The sequence below is a fragment of the Streptomyces sp. NPDC003456 genome, from assembly GCF_042878735.1.
Lineage (GTDB): Bacteria > Actinomycetota > Actinomycetes > Streptomycetales > Streptomycetaceae > Streptomyces.
The window spans coordinates 707037-723545 of the sequence record NZ_JBIAOK010000002.1 but is presented as its reverse complement, the minus strand read 5'-3'; the positions used below and the strand labels follow the sequence as shown (position 1 = coordinate 723545).

Annotated in this window: 15 protein-coding genes; 6 read left to right on the top strand and 9 right to left on the bottom strand. The window is 74.0% G+C overall.

The features are described 5' to 3' along the window. Nucleotide 1: 1 nt before the first annotated feature. From ACFYWG_RS08995 to ACFYWG_RS08980, 4 genes are all read right to left on the bottom strand, one after another. Complete coding sequence (locus tag ACFYWG_RS08995) at nt 2-1030, bottom strand: BtrH N-terminal domain-containing protein (protein ID WP_389200194.1); 1029 nt, start codon at nt 1028-1030, stop codon at nt 2-4. Nucleotides 1031-1085: 55 nt separating this feature from the next. Beyond that, nucleotides 1086-2357, bottom strand: coding sequence for a TrpB-like pyridoxal phosphate-dependent enzyme (locus tag ACFYWG_RS08990; RefSeq protein WP_389200192.1), 1272 nt, complete (start codon nt 2355-2357; stop codon nt 1086-1088). 418 nt (nt 2358-2775) lie between these two features. Further along, nucleotides 2776-3786: a ParB N-terminal domain-containing protein gene (locus ACFYWG_RS08985; RefSeq protein WP_384321187.1), complete on the bottom strand. Its 1011-nt coding sequence runs from the start codon at nt 3784-3786 to the stop codon at nt 2776-2778. 615 nt (nt 3787-4401) lie between these two features. After that, on the bottom strand, nt 4402-5340 hold the full coding sequence (locus tag ACFYWG_RS08980) for a MerR family transcriptional regulator (RefSeq protein ID WP_389200189.1): 939 nt from the start codon (nt 5338-5340) through the stop codon (nt 4402-4404). Between the two features lie 127 nt (nt 5341-5467). On the opposite strand from ACFYWG_RS08980, the gene ACFYWG_RS08975 reads away from it, so the two are divergent. Then, entirely contained in the window at nt 5468-6985 is a 1518-nt protein-coding gene (locus ACFYWG_RS08975) for an alpha/beta fold hydrolase (protein ID WP_389200187.1), read from the top strand. 39 nt (nt 6986-7024) lie between these two features. Here ACFYWG_RS08975 and ACFYWG_RS08970 read toward each other — a convergent pair whose 3' ends face one another. After that, a complete protein-coding gene (locus tag ACFYWG_RS08970; protein ID WP_389200185.1) occupies nt 7025-7609 on the bottom strand; it encodes a hypothetical protein in 585 nt (194 codons plus the stop codon). 160 nt (nt 7610-7769) lie between these two features. Here ACFYWG_RS08970 and ACFYWG_RS08965 point away from each other — a divergent pair, with 160 nt between their 5' ends. The 3 genes from ACFYWG_RS08965 to ACFYWG_RS08955 all read left to right on the top strand — a co-directional run bounded on the left by ACFYWG_RS08965 (nt 7770) and on the right by ACFYWG_RS08955 (nt 9406). Beyond that, on the top strand, nt 7770-8360 hold the full coding sequence (locus ACFYWG_RS08965) for a TetR/AcrR family transcriptional regulator (RefSeq protein ID WP_389200183.1): 591 nt from the start codon (nt 7770-7772) through the stop codon (nt 8358-8360). A 142-nt stretch (nt 8361-8502) separates the two neighbouring features. Continuing rightward, the gene (locus tag ACFYWG_RS08960; RefSeq protein ID WP_389200181.1) at nt 8503-8649 is read left to right on the top strand and encodes a hypothetical protein; all 147 of its coding nucleotides are present in this window, start codon (nt 8503-8505) and stop codon (nt 8647-8649) included. Nucleotides 8650-8950: 301 nt separating this feature from the next. Then, the gene (locus ACFYWG_RS08955) at nt 8951-9406 is read left to right on the top strand and encodes a hypothetical protein (protein ID WP_383505757.1); all 456 of its coding nucleotides are present in this window, start codon (nt 8951-8953) and stop codon (nt 9404-9406) included. A 33-nt stretch (nt 9407-9439) separates the two neighbouring features. On the opposite strand, the gene ACFYWG_RS08950 is transcribed toward ACFYWG_RS08955, so the two are convergent. Beyond that, on the bottom strand, nt 9440-10321 hold the full coding sequence (locus ACFYWG_RS08950) for a diacylglycerol/lipid kinase family protein (protein ID WP_383505760.1): 882 nt from the start codon (nt 10319-10321) through the stop codon (nt 9440-9442). 80 nt (nt 10322-10401) lie between these two features. Continuing rightward, complete coding sequence (locus ACFYWG_RS08945) at nt 10402-12000, bottom strand: FAD-binding oxidoreductase (protein ID WP_389200178.1); 1599 nt, start codon at nt 11998-12000, stop codon at nt 10402-10404. A gap of 65 nt (nt 12001-12065) precedes the next feature. On the opposite strand from ACFYWG_RS08945, the gene ACFYWG_RS08940 reads away from it, so the two are divergent. After that, the gene (locus ACFYWG_RS08940) at nt 12066-12683 is read left to right on the top strand and encodes a TetR/AcrR family transcriptional regulator (protein ID WP_383505766.1); all 618 of its coding nucleotides are present in this window, start codon (nt 12066-12068) and stop codon (nt 12681-12683) included. Beyond that, the gene (locus ACFYWG_RS08935) at nt 12680-14263 is read left to right on the top strand and encodes a glycerol-3-phosphate dehydrogenase/oxidase (protein ID WP_389200176.1); all 1584 of its coding nucleotides are present in this window, start codon (nt 12680-12682) and stop codon (nt 14261-14263) included. Before ACFYWG_RS08940 ends, ACFYWG_RS08935 begins: the two co-directional genes overlap by 4 nt. A gap of 28 nt (nt 14264-14291) precedes the next feature. Here the strand turns inward: ACFYWG_RS08935 and ACFYWG_RS08930 are convergent, their stop codons facing one another. Together ACFYWG_RS08930 and ACFYWG_RS08925 are read right to left on the bottom strand one after the other, a co-directional pair. After that, the gene (locus ACFYWG_RS08930) at nt 14292-15833 is read right to left on the bottom strand and encodes a fused MFS/spermidine synthase (RefSeq protein ID WP_389200174.1); all 1542 of its coding nucleotides are present in this window, start codon (nt 15831-15833) and stop codon (nt 14292-14294) included. 69 nt (nt 15834-15902) lie between these two features. Then, the gene (locus ACFYWG_RS08925; RefSeq protein WP_376327403.1) at nt 15903-16439 is read right to left on the bottom strand and encodes a Dps family protein; all 537 of its coding nucleotides are present in this window, start codon (nt 16437-16439) and stop codon (nt 15903-15905) included. Between the last annotated feature and the right edge of the window lie 70 nt (nt 16440-16509).

The window sequence follows — 16509 nt, the reverse complement described above, 5'->3', positions numbered from 1 at the left end:
GTCAAGCCGGATCACCTGCCCGCTTCGCGGCCGGCACCAGCAGCCCTTTGAAGAGGGCCTGTTCGGCGTCGGCGATGGCCTCCAGCCGGGCCGCGACGGATTGCAGCTGCCTGCGCCCGTCCGCACCGGGGTAGGCCGTCAGCAACTCGATCGCCTCGTCCCACTGCCGCTCCACGTCGCTGAACTCCGCTGCGAAGACGTCGAGTTCGCCGTCGTCGCACAGCCGCGCGGCCTCCTGCAGGAACGCGCGGTACAGGGTGCGGAAGTTGGCTCCTCCCGTCCCGGCGAAGCGCCAGAAGCGGCCGACGCCCGGCACCGTCTCCTGCGGGGAGGCGAGTGTGTCGTGCCAGCCGGCGGCCTCGGAGGCGGCCCGGCGCAGCGCGGGGATGCCGTAGCGGGGTCCGCGGTCCTCGGTCATCCGCTCCGCGGTCGTCCGGACGGCGTGCCAGATCTGCTCGCGCAGCACCGCGTCCGGGTCGGTGGCCAGCCGCTCCGGCACCTGCTCGACGTAGAGGTAGAGGTGGGGCGAGGGCATGAACCCCTCGTCGGAGGCGCGGGCCTGGCGCAGCGACGCCACCGGCAGGGTCCGGGCTCCGCCCTGCTGTCCGGTGTCGACGACGTGGGCGTGCGTGTCGTCGAGTCCGTACAGCGCGATGTAGTGGGCGGCGAAATGGCTCCGCGAGGTGAAGTAGTCGAGGTGGAAGATGTCGACGGACACGCCCACGACGTGTCCCGAGCGCAGCAGGTCCGCCGCTGCCGTGTGCGCCGTCTCCGCGTCGGGCGCCCGGAGGGCGTGCAGTTCCACGCCCAGGGCCGAGCAGGCGTTGCGGGACAGCCGGGCGGGCTCGATCCGGCCGGTGAGCATCGGCGCGGCACGGCCGGGGTCGGGGGCGTCCCAGTACTGGAAGTCGATCCCCTGGCCGAGGCCGAACAGCATGGCCTCGGACAGGTCGGCTCCGGCCTGGTGGAGCATGTTGCGCAGGGTGGTCGTCTCGCAGTGCTCGCCGTGCTGGGGCTGAAATGTCGCCAAGCGCATGTGGCTTCCCAATCGCAGGGTGCGAAGAACGCCGGGAACGGGGGTGCGGCTACGCGTCGAGCAGGACTGCGTCGTATCCCCGCAGGTCCAGGAAGCCGGAGCCGCTGGCCAGGACCACGACGACCGGTTCGAGGTGCTGCGCGTCGGCCTTGGCCACGACGTCCAGGGCCGCGGCGACCGCGTGGCCGGCTTCCGGGGCGAGCAGCAGGCCCTCGGTCCGCAGCAGCAGCCGGCCGGCCTCCAGCGCGGTCCGCTGGTCGAAGGCGACGGCGTCCAGGACGCCCTCGTGCCGCAGCAGGCTGACCAGGGCGGAGCTGTGGTGGTTGCGCAGACCGCCGACGTGGGTGGGCGGTGGGACGAAGTCCTCTCCCATGGTGTAGCCGAGCACTTCGGGGGTGAAGCCGCCGAGGTCGGTGCGGGCGTAGGCGTAGACGCCCTGGGTGAGGCGGGGCGCGGCCGTGGACTCGGCGGCGAGGAAGCGGAGGTCCGCCCCGTCCGCCTTGGCCCGCAGATGGGGGCCGATGAGACCGCACAGGTTGCTGCCGCCGCCCGAGCATGCGACGAGGTGGTCGCCGCGGCCGTCGACGCCCAGCTCCTCGCCGTGGACGTCCCGGAGTTGCTGGGCGACTTCGAGTCCGAGCAGCGTCTGGTGGAGGTACACGTGCGGCATCCCGCTGCCGGCGAGGTACGCGGCCGACGGGTTGCCCAGCGCGTGTTCGATGGCGTCGCTGATGGCGGTGCCGAGGCTGCCCGGGTGACCCGGGTTCCGGGCGAGGATCTTCCGTCCGATCGCGGTGTGGGGCGACGGCGACGCCCTCACCTCGGCGCCCAGGAGCTCCATGTAATGCCGCCGGTAGGGCTTCTGCTCGAGGGAGCACTTCACCATGTAGATCTCGGCCCGCAGACCGAACATCTGTGCCGCGAGGGCAACGCTCATGCCCCACTGACCCGCCCCTGTTTCGGTGACGAGAGTGGTCCGCCCTTCTTCGGCCGCGTAGTAGGCCTGGGCGATCGCGGTGTTCAGCTTGAAACTGCCGCTGGGGAGGACGTCCTCACGTTTGAGGTAGATCCTGGCGCCCGTGCCGAGATGCTGCTCGAGCCGGTGCGCGCGGTGCAGGGGCGTCGGCCGGCCGCACTGCCTCAGCCGTTCCGCGACGGGTTCGGGTATCGCCGTCCACGGCTCTTCGGGGGCGTTCTGATCGATGAGGGCCTGCGGCCGGACCTGCGCGGATATCTCCGCGGCGGTGGGGCTCCCGGAGTCCCTGGCCTCGGGCATCGGGGCCGGCAGATCCGGAAGGAAGTTGTACCAGTGGGTCGGCATCCCCGTCGAGGACCGGCCGCCGGGAACTGCGGACCGGAATTCACTCTTTATCTCGTACCCGAGCCGACCTGGGCTGTACGAAGTCACATTCCCCCCGCTCCCCCACTCCGGAATTCGTGGGAGTCAGCGTACGTAGCGGTCTTGGGCCGCGCAACCACTTGAACGTCAGATCACTATTCAACCATCACGCGTTTTGGCATTCCCACTGCCAATGCGGCGTTCACGGCGCGGTGAATCGGATTCCGGAACAGTCCGTACCGCACTCATGGCCGGTGATCTGCGAAAGAGCACGAGCGCGTGGAGATCCGGAAAGGGATCACAGAAGAAGTCCGCGATGGCGCGGCCGCCATTTCGGCGTATTCAGCGGAAGGCGTGGATCCTGAGGCGCCGTCGACGACGGGAATCCCGGTGGTTCGTCTCAGGGGCCAGTGTCCCGGCCGTTGATCCGTTCCGTCAACGAATCGGCCAGCAGCTGCCAGCTCTCGGCGTGGTGCCGTGCCAGCTCCGCGATCAGCGGCGCGCAGTGGATCGGCAGGCTGCTCGCCATCGCGGCCCAGTCGTGCGGCTGGGTCGCCGAGGGGTCCAGGGTCCGCAGCAGCTTGCGGCCCACTTCCGTGAACCGGAGTGAGGGGTCGGCCCGCAGGCGCCGGACCGCCGACGACAGGTCCCCGCACGGCGGGTGTGCCCGGGGGCGTTCCGCCGGTGCGGGACGGTGGCCGGCTCCGGCCTCCGGGGCCGGTGGGCCGACGGGCCGCGCCCCGGCCTCCCGGACCGGTTCGCCGCCCGGTCGCGCTGCGGCCTCGGGGACCGTTTCGCCGCCGGGCCGCGCCCGGTCCTGCGGGCGCGGTGTCCCCTGGCCTTCGCGCGCCTGCTTGCGGGCGTCCTTGGCCGTGGTGAGCGAGATGCCCGCGGCCCGCGCGACCTCCCGCGCCGACGCCCCGGGGTTCTCGGCCAGGTACCCCAGCGCGCGGCTGCGGCCCTGGCCCGGGGCCGGCGGGTAGGCCACCCCGTCGCGGCCCACTCGTACGGAGGTCGGGTGCGGAAAATCCGCACCCGACCTCTGCCGCAGCGCTGCGACGGTCTTGTCCGACAGGCCGACGACACCGGCCAGGCGCCGGTTGGACCACTCGGGGAAGTCGGCGAGCAGATGAAGGGCCGCGGCCTTGCGATCGGCCAGCGACAGGGGCAGTCCGTGGTTGCTGTTCAGCTTGACCGCGAGGAGGAAGGCCTGTCGCTCGTCCCCGTTGAACAGGACGGCGCTGATGTGCGTGGCTCCGCTCCGCTCCACCGCCCGGAGCCGGTGCACGCCGTCGATGACCGTCATGGTCTTCCGGTGGAGCACGATCGGCGGCAGTTCGGAGCAGACCTCGGCCAGCGCCCTGATGTGCCGCGGGTCCTCTCCGCACGCACGGAGTGAGCCGACGACCACGACGCTGTTTATCGGTACTCGCGTGATCTCCGACAGGAGCCCACTGAAGTACAATTCTGAACGACCTGAGTGCTGTTGCGTCGGCTGCCGTGTGACGGCCGAGACGTGGTCCCTCACTCTTCCTCCCCAGCGAACTCCGGCGGACCTGCCGGCGCCGCACGACTATCCGGTTGCGGATGACGTCATGCAGCGCGGCACATCAAGGAACCGAGGAGAGAAAGGGCTGTCATGGGCCATCGGAAAGGTGAGCAACATCGAGTCTCCCCCGCGACGCAATGCCGAACCGACCTCGAACCCTGCCAGCACGAGTGAATTCACGCAAGAGCCCGTTCACGCACCTCAGTTGGGCATGCCACTCATTTCTTGATCGCCGATCGGGGCGCGGCTGCGGCACGAAGACGGCCCTTCGGGCGGAGTGATCTGCTCCCTGTACCGGCGCGGGGAATGTCTTCGCTGTTCGGCGCTTGATCCGTTCCGGTCGCCCGGACCGCACGGCCGGTTGTCCGGGGCCGGCGTGAAGTGCGCAGCAGAGAAGCGGAATGCCTCCGTGAGCGGCGGACGAGCAGCTAGTGACACACGTGTCCGCAAAAAGCTGCTCCCGCTCACCCGTCGTGTTCAGGCCGCCGCGGCATTGTCCCGTTGCAGCGCCCTGCGCAGCCAGTCGTCCGCGGTGCCCGGCGTCGGCTCCGGCACACCGGACGGGGGTGTCCGCACCACGGCCGTCAGCTCCCAGTAGCGATCCAGGCGCGGCTCGGCGGCGAGCCGCGTGGCCAGCAGGCGTCGGAACGTGCGCGTGTCGCGGCTGCCGTAGGCGCTCGCGTACGCCGCGACGTAGGCGTCCAGCGCTTCGCCCGGGTACGGGTCACGGGCCCGGCGCAGGTGCGGACCCGCCAGGTCGAACGCCTCGACGAGTCCGGCGTAGAGCAGGGACGCGCCGTCGGCGCCGCCCACTCGGTGCACGTCCGGCTGGGGCCGCCGGCCGGCCGGGCAGGGCGCCGTGGTCATCGCGTGCAGCCGGGCGAAGGCCAAGACCTGGTCGGGGGACGGCTCGTCGGGCGGCTCCGGGACGGCCACCTCCAGGAACGCCGCGGTCGCCCGCGCCGGCATCCGCGGCGGCAGCCAGCCGCGCCAGAAGCGGGCCAGCGGTGCCGTACTCGGCGGGGTGCTCACCGCGCCCAGCAGCCGCAGCCGGTCGGCGCGCTCCGCGGGAGGGCACTCCCCCACCAGCCTCAGGGCCGCCTCCCGCCAGCGCATGGCCTTCACCTCACGCCCCAGTTCGCGCAGTCGGCTCGCGACGGCGTCCTCCAGGACGCGGTCCGCTCCGCCCGCGTCCTCGACGACCCGCTGCACCTGCGCCAGCGGCAGGTCGAGCGCGCGCAGGCAGCGGATCAGCCGCAGCCGCTCCAGAGCCTGGGGGCCGTAGCGGCGGTGCCCGCCGCCGCTGCGGGCGGACTCGGGGAGCAGGCCGCGGTCGGAGTAGAAGCGGACGGTCTTCACGGTGGCGCCCGCGCGCTCCGCGAGCTCGCCGATGCTCCAGAACTGCTCGTCGGGCATGAGCGATTGAACCTCCCTCAGGGGGAGTTCCTACGGTACCGGCGCACGGCGCGGCCGTGGGTCCGGGGTCCCTCGGGCTCGGCCGCGCGCGAGGCGCGGGCGTGCGGCGAACCGGGAGGAGAGACCCATGACGGTGTTCATCATGGTGGCGGGTGCGTTCACCGGCACACACGTGTGGCAGGAGACGGCCACTCGGCTGGCCGCGGCCGGCGGCGCGGCACTGCCGGTCGCCCTGACGGGACTCGACGCGGCCAGGCCCGCCGAGCCTTCGGTGCCGGCCGACCTGGAGACGCACATCGCGGATGTGCTCGCGGTGGTCGACGCGGTGGAGGCGGGCCGGGACATCGTGCTCGTCGGGCACGACTACGGCATCCATCCCGTCGTCGGAGCGGCCGACCGGCGGGCCGGGCGGATCGCGCGCATCGTGTATCTGGACTGCGGGATGCCGCGAAACGGCGTTCCGGCGCTGGCCGCCGTACCGGACCAGGCACTGCGTGCGCGGCTGGCCGAACGGAGCCGGAGCGGTTCGCCGGACGGGGAGGTGACGCCGCCGACCGGCGAGGAGTGGCAGCGCTGGGGCAGTACCGCCGGAGTCCCCGGCCCGGCGCTGGACCGGCTGTCCGCCCTCGCGGCACCGCAGCCCCTGGGGACTCTGCTGCAGCCGTTGCGGCTGAGCGGGGCGGTGGCCGCGGTGCCGGTCAGCGGGGTGCTGTGCACCGGGAACGGCGTCGGCATCGACCTGGTGCAACGGCTCGTCGATCTCGGTGACCCCGCACTGGCGGCGCTGGCCGAACCCCAGGTGGGCTTCTTCGAACTGGCCACCGGGCACTGGCCGATGCTGTCCTGCCCCGCGGAGCTCGCGGAGACCCTGCTGCGGGCGGCGGCCGGCGGGGGACGCCGCCTGCGGCCGGCCGGGGCGGACTCGGCACCCGCCCATCTGCGTCCGTTCCCCCTGGACCTTCCCGAGGTGGCCCGCGACCGCAAGGGAAGGGTCGATCTGTACGCCCCCGCGGGCGCACCGCCACGTCCGGCCGTGGTCTTCGTGCACGGGGGCCCGGTCCCGGCCGGGGCCCGGCCCACGCCCCGGGACTGGCCGGCCCTGGTGGGACACGCCCGGCTGGCGGCCGCCGAGGGGGTGGTCGGCGCGACCCTCGACCACCGGCTGCACGACCTCGCCGACTACGGGCGCGCAGCCGAGGACGTGGCCGACGCGGTCGAGGCGGTGCGGTCCGACCCGCGCGTCGATCCGGACCGCATCGCCCTCTGGTTCTTCTCCGGCGGAGGTCTGCTCAGCGCGGACTGGCTGGCCGCTCCGCCGGCCTGGCTGCGCTGCCTGGCCGCCTCCTATCCCGTTCTCGCGCCGTTGCCGAACTGGGGCCTGACCGGCAGCAGGTTCCACCCGGTGCGGGCCGTGGCCCACGCGGGCGGCCTGCCGGTGGTCCTGGTGCGCGCCGGGCTGGAGACACCGGAGATCGCCGCCACCGTCGCGTCGTTCGTCGCGGCGGCCGAGGACTGCGGAGCGCGCCTGGAGCTGGTCGACGTACCGAACGGGCATCACGGTTTCGAGACGCTCGACCCGCCCGAGGAAACCCGCCCGGCCCTGCTCCGGGCGATGCGCTCGGTGATCGCGCACCTGGAGGGCTGACCCGGCGGGCCTCCGCCCCGGCCGTCCACCGCAGGCGTCTCAGCCCCGCCCGGCAGGCGCGGTCCGCCCGAGGCGGAGCGCGGAGACGAGGAAGAAGACGCCGCCCAGGAAGGCGTAGCCCGCCAGGGAGGCGAGCGAGGCGCCGTCCTTGCCCGCCTGCGCGACGAAGGAGGCCCCGGCCAGGGTGGAGAGGGCGCCACTGGCGATCATCGGCCACTGGCCCCCCATGCCCCGCCGCAGGATGCCGACGAGCAGCTGGACGAGACCCGCCGTGATCGCCCAGGCACCCCAGACACGCAGCACGGCCGGGATGCCGGAGGCGACCGCTGCGACCAGGCCCGCGGCGGTGAGGGTGCTCAGCGCGACGTTCGCGTAGAGGCCGCGCAGCGGTCCGCGGCCGGCCCTCGCGGAACGAATGTCGACGACGGCGCACGCCACGTCGAACAAGGGATAGATCACGAGCAGCGTCGCCCCGAGCGGCCCGAGGCTGCGTGCCGTGGTGAACAGCAGGGCGGCCCACACGGCGGCGAAGGCGAAGCGGACGAAGTACAGCCGGCGCAGTGGCGCGGCAGCAGCCGCTGCCGGGGCGGGCGAGGGAGTGGGAGGTGCGACGGAGCTGGCCATGACGGCTTCTTCCTGCTCGGTGATGAGGGATGAGGGGGACTGACACGCATGGGCGAGGGAGAACGTTCGGTCTACCTCGTGACACCGCTCATCCAACGCCCGGCCGCACTCCGCTGTCAAGACCGAACGTTCTCCCTCATGCGCTGGTACGGTGGTTGCCATGAGCGCGAGCACAGGGAGCGGCAGCACCTCACCGGCACGGTCGAGGCTGCTCGGCACGGCGACCCGGATCTTCTACGCCGAGGGGATCCACTCGGTCGGCGTGGACCGCATCATCGCCGAGGCGCAGGTCACCCGCGCCACCCTGTACCGGCACTTCAAGGGCAAGGAGGACCTGATCCTCGCCTACCTCCAGCTGGCCGACCGGGGCATCCGCGGCCAGGTGGAGGCCGTCCTGGACCAGGACCTCACGCCGGCGGACACGGTGCGCGCCGTCGCCGGGTCCATCGCCGAGAGCATCCAGAGCCAGGGGTTCCGCGGGTGCGCCTTCCTGAACGCGGCGGCCGAGTTCCCCGACCCGGCGCACCCCGTCCACCGGGCCGTACTGGCCCACCGGCAGTGGTTCCTGGACACCGTCACGGAGCTGCTGGGGCGGGCCGGGTGCGATCCGGCCGAGACGGCGGGACGGCACTTCGTCATGCTCCGCGACGGCGCCATGGCAGCGGGCTGCCTGTTCGACCCGGCGCTCATCTCCGAGACGCTCCTGAACGGCGTGGACGACCTGCTGCGGACCGCCACTGGGGCGCTGTAACGGCCCGAGCTCCTGTGCGCCCCCACAGGCGCCCTCCCGTGCGCGTCGCGGTCGGCTCACCGTCGGACCCATGGAGGTCCGCGAAGAACCGTGTGCCGGACGAGGGGACGGTACGGACTGCCCGAACGGCGAGGTGCTCGACGTGAGGGTGGACGGTCCCCGCTGCGAGGAGTGCCGGCACCACTGGGAGCTGGACTGCACCGAGCCGGGACGCAGGGCGGCGGAGGACGGCGAGGTCGGGCCGCCGCCGGGGCTCCCGGACGAGGGCGGGCACGAGAGCGCCGCCTGAGACGGCGTCCCCGCACGAGCCGGCCCGGAGTCCACGGCGGTGGTCGGACCCGCATCCCCCGCGCGGTCGCGGTGGTCGGACCCGGGTCCCCCGCGCCGCCGCGCCGGGGACCCGGGGAGTGCGCCGCCGCCCGTATCCCTCGTGCCGGCGGGCTCTCGTGCGGGACGGTGTCCCGCACCCTTGCCGGTCCTTCCGGACCGGCGGCTGTGACGGATGCAGCCGGACGGCTGTTCCCGCTCCGCCGCGCGCGTCCCCCGAACAGGCCGATGTGAGCGGCCCCGTCCTGGGCACTCGCTCCTGCATGAGTGATCACCACGACGGTCCCGACGCGGCCCACCGCCGACCGCAGGGCGTGTCCGACACCACCGTCCAGGCCCTGGGCGCCCTGTCCAAGGCGCTGGAGACGACCGAGCGCGCCCGGGGGCACCTGTACGCCTTCCACCAGCTGACCGGCGGGGCCGACTTCGAGCTGGACCGTGCGGTCGGGCTGCTGCGCGAGGCGGGCCACCATGCCTGGGCGGATCGCGTCCAGCACGAGATCCTGGGCCGCAACGTCATCCCGGGGCACTGGACGTTCCAGATCGTCGAGGCCTACAACGACACCTACTACGAGCCGTTCAAGGCCACCGAGAAGGAAGCGCGGCAGGAGCTGGCCGAGGGCAAGGACCACCTGTTCGAGGCCGAGCTCAAGGAGAAGCGGCGCACCGGTGGCCACCCCGACCACTCTGCCCGGCCCGGGACGGCCCCGCGGGAGTGAGCCCCGGGGCAGCCCGCCCGCAGGCGGTCCTCCTCAGCACAGCACCCGCAGGGCGCCGGGCAGCACCTTGGCCGTGACGGGGAGGACGGCCTCGATCTCGCCGTCCGCGCCGTAGGGCAGGTCCCGGTCGGCCTCGATGCGTATCTCGCGGCCGCGCACCACCTGCACCTGGGGGCGGTGGACGTGGGCCCCGGTGTCCAGCTCCCTCATCAGTGTGAAGAACAGACGGCGCGGCGCGTCGCGGATCATCACGACGTCGAGCAGGCCGTCGTCCGGGCGGGCGTCGGGGGCGATGCGGCGCGCGGAGCCGTAGTAGCTGGAGTTGGCGGCCACCACGGTGTAGCCGCTGTAGGCGTGGTCGCGGCCGTCGACGGTGACGCGGTAGCGCGCCGGGCGCCAGGTGCTGATCGCACGCAGGGCCCCGGCGTAGTAGGAGGCCGAGCCGCGCAGCAGCCGGGACTGGTTGGCGTGCTGGTTGGCCAGGGCGTCCACGCCCGCGTAGACGCTGCCGAGGACGACGGTGGCCGCGTGGACGGCCGAGGTCACCTCGATGGTGTCCACGGCACGCGGGGTGCCGTGGAGCAGGACGCGCGCCACGCCCTCGGGGTCGCCGGGCAGGCCGAGGGCGCGGGCGAAGTCGTTGCCGCGGCCGGCCGGGACCATGCCGAACAGGGCACCGGTGCCGCTGAGGGCTCCGCCGATGCTTCCGGTGATGCCGTCGCCGCCGACGGCGAGCACCACCCGGCCGCGTTCTCCCGCGGTCCGGGCGAGTTCGCGGGCGTGGGCGAGGCTGCGGCTGTACTCGGTCTCCAGCTCGGCTCCCGCCTCCCGGAGCAGACGGGCCACCTTCAGCAGCGCCGCCGCGCTGGTGGCTCCGCCCGCGGTGGGGTTGACGACCGCGGTGAACTGTCGCATCGATGTGCCTCCGGGCTGACGGGTGGTGCCGGGCTGTCGTGAGGGTGGGGTGGTGCGCGGTCGGGCGGGCCGGGCCGGCTTCAGTCGGCCGGCAGCAGGACGCCGGGGTTCAGCAGGCCGTCCGGGTCCAGCCGCTGCTTGACGGCACGCAGCGCGGCGACCCCGAGGTCGGTGGCCTCGCGTACGTACCAGTCGCGGTGGTCGGTGCCGACGGCGTGGTGGTGGGTGATCGTGCCGCCGGCCGTGAGGATGGCGTCGTTCGCGGCGTGCTTGGCGCGCGTCCAGTGCACGACCGGGTCCTCGCCCTGGGCGGAGACGACGGTGAAGTACAGCGAGGCGCCGTTCTCGTAGACGTGCGAGATGTGGCACATGACCAGGGGCGGGGTGCCGCTCTCGGTGAGGGTGGCGGTCAGGGCGTCCCGGACGGCCGTGTACAGGCCCGGCAGCTTCGACCAGTAGGCGGCGGTCTCCAGGGTCTCGGCGAAGGCGCCCGCCTCGAGGAGCGCGTCGCGCAGGTACGGTGCCGCGTACCGGCCGTGGGCCCAGCGCTCCCCCGGTTCGTCTCCCGCGAACTCGCCGCCGCACTCGGTGAGTACGGCCGCGGCCGCCGCCCGGCGCTGCGCGGTGTCCTCCTCGGTGCCCTCGAAGCCGATCACGGCGAGGCATCCCGCGTGTCCCCGCTCGACGGAGGAGCCGATGGCCTCCGGCTGGGCGAGGCCGATCAGTGTCTCGGTCTCGTCGGAGAGCCTGAGGACGGTGGGGCGCGGCCCGTCCTGGGCGAGGCGGCGCAGCGCGGCGGTCCCCTCGTCGAAGGAGGCGAAGCGCCAGCCCTCGTACCGGCGCGTCCGCGGCACGGGCCTGACGCGGACGGTGACGGAGGTGATGACGCCGAAGGCGCCCTCCGAGCCGAGCATCAGCTGCCGCAGGTCGGGCCCGGCGGCCGAGCGGGGTGCCCGGCCGGTGTCGAGGGTTCCCTCGGGGGTGGCGAGGGTGAGGCCCAGGACCATCTCGTCGAAGCGTCCGTAGCCCGCGGAGGCCTGTCCGCTGGAGCGGGTCGCGGCGAAGCCGCCGATGGTGGCCCACTCGTAGGACTGGGGGAAGTGGCCGAGGGTGAAGCCGTGTTCGGCCAGGAGCGCCTCGGCCTCGGGTGCGCGCAGGCCGGGCTGCAGGGTGGCGGTGCGGGACACCGGGTCGAGGTCGAGCAGGCGGTTCATGCGGCGCAGGTCCAGGGCGACGAACGGCGCCCGGCCCCGGGGGGCGAGACCGCCGACGACGGAGGTGCCGCCGCCGAACGGGACGAGGGCGAGGCCGTGTTCGGCGCAGACGCGGAGCACGGCGAGGACCTCGTCGTGGCTCTGCGGGAGGGCGACGGCCGCCGGGGCGTCGGTGGTGTCGGCGGCGCGGAGGCGCAGCAGGTCCGGGGTGGACTTGCCCCGGGTGTGCCGGATCCGGCTCTCGGCGTCCGTGCGGACGCTGTCCGCCCGCTCGCCCAGGGCGGTGTGCAGGGCCTTGAGGGGGGCGCCGTCCAGGGCGGGCGTGGAGACCTCGATCTCCTCCAGCCGGGCCGGTGCCGTGGGCTGTGGCGTGACGCCGAGCCAGTCACGCAGCAGCCCGGTGACCGTGCCGGGCAGCGGCGTCGCCCTGGCCGGGTCGCCCCAGCCGTTCCACAGCATGTCCATGCGTGTCGTCCTCACCGGTCGTCGGGGTTGCCGCCGGAGCGGCTCTGCGCGTTACACTGTTACACATGACGCCTAATCGTCACAACGGCTCCGACCGGCAGAAGTCCTCCGACAACGACGTGGTGCTCGACGCCGTCCGCGACTGCGTCCTGGCCGTCGGTGTGCGCCGGACGACCATGACCGACGTGGCCCGCCGCGCGGGTGTCTCGCGCATGACGCTCTACCGCCGGTGGCCCGACGTCCGCTCCCTCGTCGGCGATCTGATGACCCGGGAGTGGATCGCGGTGGCCACCGGGGCCATGCCCGAGAGGCGGCCGGAGCTGGGCACACGCCCGCCGCTGGTCGACGGCCTGGTCGCGGGCGTGACGGCGTTCCGCGCCCACCCGCTGTTCCAGAAGATCGTCGACGTGGACCCCGAACTGCTCCTGCCCTACGTGCTCGACCGGCGCGGCGCGAGCCAGGAAGCCCTCCTGGAGCTGCTCGCCGGGGCCCTGCGGGAGGGGCACGCGGACGGCTCGGTGCGCCGGGCACCCGCCCGGCTGCAGGCGCGGACGGTGCTGCTGATCCTGCAGTCCTTCGCCCTGTCCCTGCGCACCATGACCGACGAGGACGACGCCGGCCTCACCTCCGAAGCGTTCCTCGCGGAACTGCGCACCGTCCTGGAGAGGACCCTCACCCCATGAGCCAGACCACCGCCCCGGCCGGCGGGGCCTCCCTGTCCGCGGCCCGGCGCACCCGTGAGCTGTCCGAGGCGACCGACGGCCGCGTGGTGGACGTGCTGGTCGTCGGCCTGGGCGCCACCGGCGCGGGAGCGGCCCTCGACGCCGCCGCCCGCGGTCTCGACGTCGTCGCCGTCGACGCGCACGACCTCGCCTTCGGCACCTCGCGCTGGAGCTCCAAGCTCATCCACGGCGGGCTGCGCTACCTGGCCTCGGCACAGTTCGACGTCGCCCACGAGAGCGCCGTGGAGCGGGGCGTGCTGATGGAGCGGACGGCGCCCCACCTGGTCCGCGCCCAGCCCTTCGTGCTGCCCCTGACCGGACTCGTCTCGCGCGGCCAGGCCGCGCTGGCGTGGGCCGGTTTCCGGGCCGGCGACGCCCTGCGGCTGTCGGCGCGCACCGCCCGCGCCACCCTGCCCGCCCCCCGCCGGCTCTCCGCGGTCGAGACCCGCCATCTGGCCCCGGCGCTGCGTTCCGGCGGTCTGCGCGGCGGACTGCTCTCCTGGGACGGACGGCTCACCGACGACGCCCGCCTCGTGACCGCCCTGGCCCGCACCGCCGCCGCGCGCGGCGCCCGTGTCCTGACCCGTGTGCGGGCCCTGGAGCTCACCGGGTCCGGCGCCCGCGTCCGCGACGAACTCACCGGCGAGGAGGGCGAGATCAGGGCCCGTGCGGTGATCAACGCCGCCGGGGTGTGGGCCGGCGGCCTCGTCGACGGCCTCCGCATCCGGCCCTCCCGGGGCACCCATCTCGTCCTGCGGGCGGACCGCATCGGCCCGCTCCCCGCCGGTCTGCACATCCCCGTCCCCGGGGAGACCAACCGCTTCGTCCTGGTCCTGCCCCAGGACGACGGCCGCCTCTACGTCGGACTGACCGACGAACCCCTGGACGGGCCCGTCCCCGACGTGCCCGAGGTCCCGGAGACGGACATCGGCTTCCTGCTCGACGTCCTCGGCTCGGTCCTGGACGTCCCGGTCCGGCGCGACGACATCGTCGGCGCCTTCGCGGGACTGCGCCCCCTGCTGGACACCACGCCCACCGCGCAGCCCGGCGCCGCCCCGCGCACGGCCGACGTCTCCCGCAGGCACGCGGTGCTGACGTCACCGGACGGTGTGGTCAGCGTCGTCGGCGGCAAGCTCACCACTTACCGCCGGATGGCCGAGGACGCCGTGGACGCAGCGGTCGGCGCACGCGGTCTGGCCGCCGGCCCCTCCCCCACCGCCGCGCTCCCCCTGGTCGGCGCCGCGGCTCCCTCGGCGCTCGCCGCGCTGCGCGCCCCCCGCCGCCTCGTCCAGCGCTACGGCACCGAGGCACCGGCGGTCCACGCCCTGGCCGCCCGGAACCCGGGACTGGGCGAGCCCGTCGTGCCCGGACACCCCGTCACCGGCGCCGAACTGCTGTGGGCGCTGCGGCACGAGGGCGCCCTCGACGAGGCCGACCTGCTGGACCGGCGCACCCGCATCGGCCTGGTCCCGCAGGACCGGGCCGAGGCGCTCGGCGTCGTCCGCGGGCTGGTCGCGGAGGCGCTCGGCGCGAGCGGCTGACGCGAGGCCGACCGGCCCTTCGCCGGCGTCAGCCGCGTTGCGGACCGAAGGGCTGGAGGAGCTGGTCGACCGGCGCGTGGTCGTCGGTGAGGCGTGCGGCCGTGCCCGTCCAGGAGTCGAGGGCGTCGCCGGAGGTGACGCGCCAGCCGGTCCGCCGGGCGTCCAGTTCCCGCCGGACCGCGCGGAGGTCGACCGGCCGGTCGGAGGCGAGGACCACGAGGTTGCCGCCCTTCGCTCCGGCGGCCGGGCCCAGGCCGATGTCGGCGGGCTCGCCCGCCACGGCGACGTGGTCGAACGTCCCGGCGAGGGTGGCCACTTCGGCGCGGGCGAAGTCCATGTCCCCGTGGTCGATGAGGTTGGCGACGTACACCCCGTCCGCGTCGAGCACGCGCCGCACGTCGGACATCGCCTCGGCGGTGGTGAGGTGCCACGGCACGCTGACGCCGCCGAAGGCGTCGCCGACGACGAGGTCACGGCTGCCGGTGTCCATCCGGCGCAGACCCAGCCGGCCGTCCTCGACGCGCACGTCGATGCCTGCCCGGGGGCGCAGCCCGAGCCGGTCGCGGTCGAGGCGCACCACCCCGCCGTCGATCTCGGAGACCACGCTGCGCGTCCCGGGCCGCGTGGCCGCGAGGTACCTCGGCAGGGTCAGTCCGCCGCCCCCCACGTGGTGGGCGGCGAGCGGCTGCCCCGGCGGGAAGGCGGCGTCGATCACCGCGGCGATGGCCCGCACGTACGCGAACTTCAGCCGGGTCGGGTCGGCGAGGTCGACGTGGGAGTGCCGCAGGCCGTCCAGGACGAGTGTGCGGCCGCCGCCCCCGCCGGGGTCCGCGACGACCCGCGCGCAGTGGTACTTGGTCTCCACGTCGCACCCCCCGGGCGCGACCGTGGTGGCGAGGCCCCCCGCGACGACCACGAGGGTCAGGGCCGGGGCGCCGCTCCAGCCGCGGGTGCGCCACTCGAACCACGCCGAGCCGGCGACCAGCAGGGCTCCGAGGCCGAGCAGGATGCCGCTGACCGGCAGCCGCGACACCAGGACGAACCCGGTGAGCACCGTGCCGACGATGGCCCCGACGGTGCCCACCCCCGACAGCCGGCCGACCACGGTGCCCGTCTCCGCGAGGCTGGTCAGACGCAGTTTCGTGACGAACGGTGTGACGGCGGAGAGCAGGGCGCCCGGCACCAGGATGGTCAGGCCCGCGATGAGCAGGAGCACCACGGGCGCCCACTCGGCGGTGCTGCGCAGCACGGCCGGGGTGAGCGCCACCACCGCTCCGGACACGCCCAGCGAAGGCCCGATGAGCCGGCGGGGATCGACCTGGTCCGCCACATGGCCGCCCAGCCAGGAACCGAAGGCGATCGCGCTCAGCGCGATGCCGATCACCATGGTGCTGGTCTCGAGCGTCAGTCCGAGATACGGGGCGAGCAGCCGCAGCGCGACGATCTCGATGACGAGGACGGCCGCCGAGGACCCGAACACCAGCGCCGCTGCGGCCCGGGGGCCCAGACCGGCACGGCGGGGCGCGCTCTCGACGACGGACGGAGAAGACGAACCGGTCACAGGCGGCATTCTCGCACGCAACGCCTGCACCGGACGGCCCCCACCGCGCGCGGGCGGGGGCTCAACGCGGCCCGCGGATCAGGGCTGTTGGCGGGCCTGCTCGGCGGCCTGGTCCGCCGCCGCCTGCTCGGTCCTGGCGTCCGCGGTGCTCAGGCGGCCGCCGCTGCTCTCCAGGTGGGCGCGGACGAACCACTGGAACAGCTCCAGCCCGCGCAGTTGCTCGATGAGGATGTCCTGCGTGACGGGGTCGGAGGTCTCGGTGGCCTCCATCGCCCCGCGGTGGTCCTCGATGAGCCGGGTGTACACCACGTCGAGCGCGCCCAGGTGCTCGATGGCCTCGGCCCTGCCGATGGAGTAGTCGTCCCAGGACCGGTCGGCGACGAGCGCGCCCGGTGTGCCCTGCGGCACTCCGCCCAGGGTGGAGATCCGCTCGGCGAGGTCGTCGGTCATGGACCGCACCTGCTCGACCTGGGGGTCCAGCATCTCGTGCACCGCGATGAAGTGCGGGCCGACGACGTTCCAGTGGATGTGCTTGAGGGTCAGGTGCAGATCGTTGAGCGAGTGCAGCCGCTGCTGGAGCAGCGCGATGATCTCGGAGCTGTCCTCGGGGGTCATGCCCGGGACGGTGTAGTGGAGGGAGGACTCAGGAGCCACGGCCGTACCTTTCTCCTGCCGGCGGGGAAGA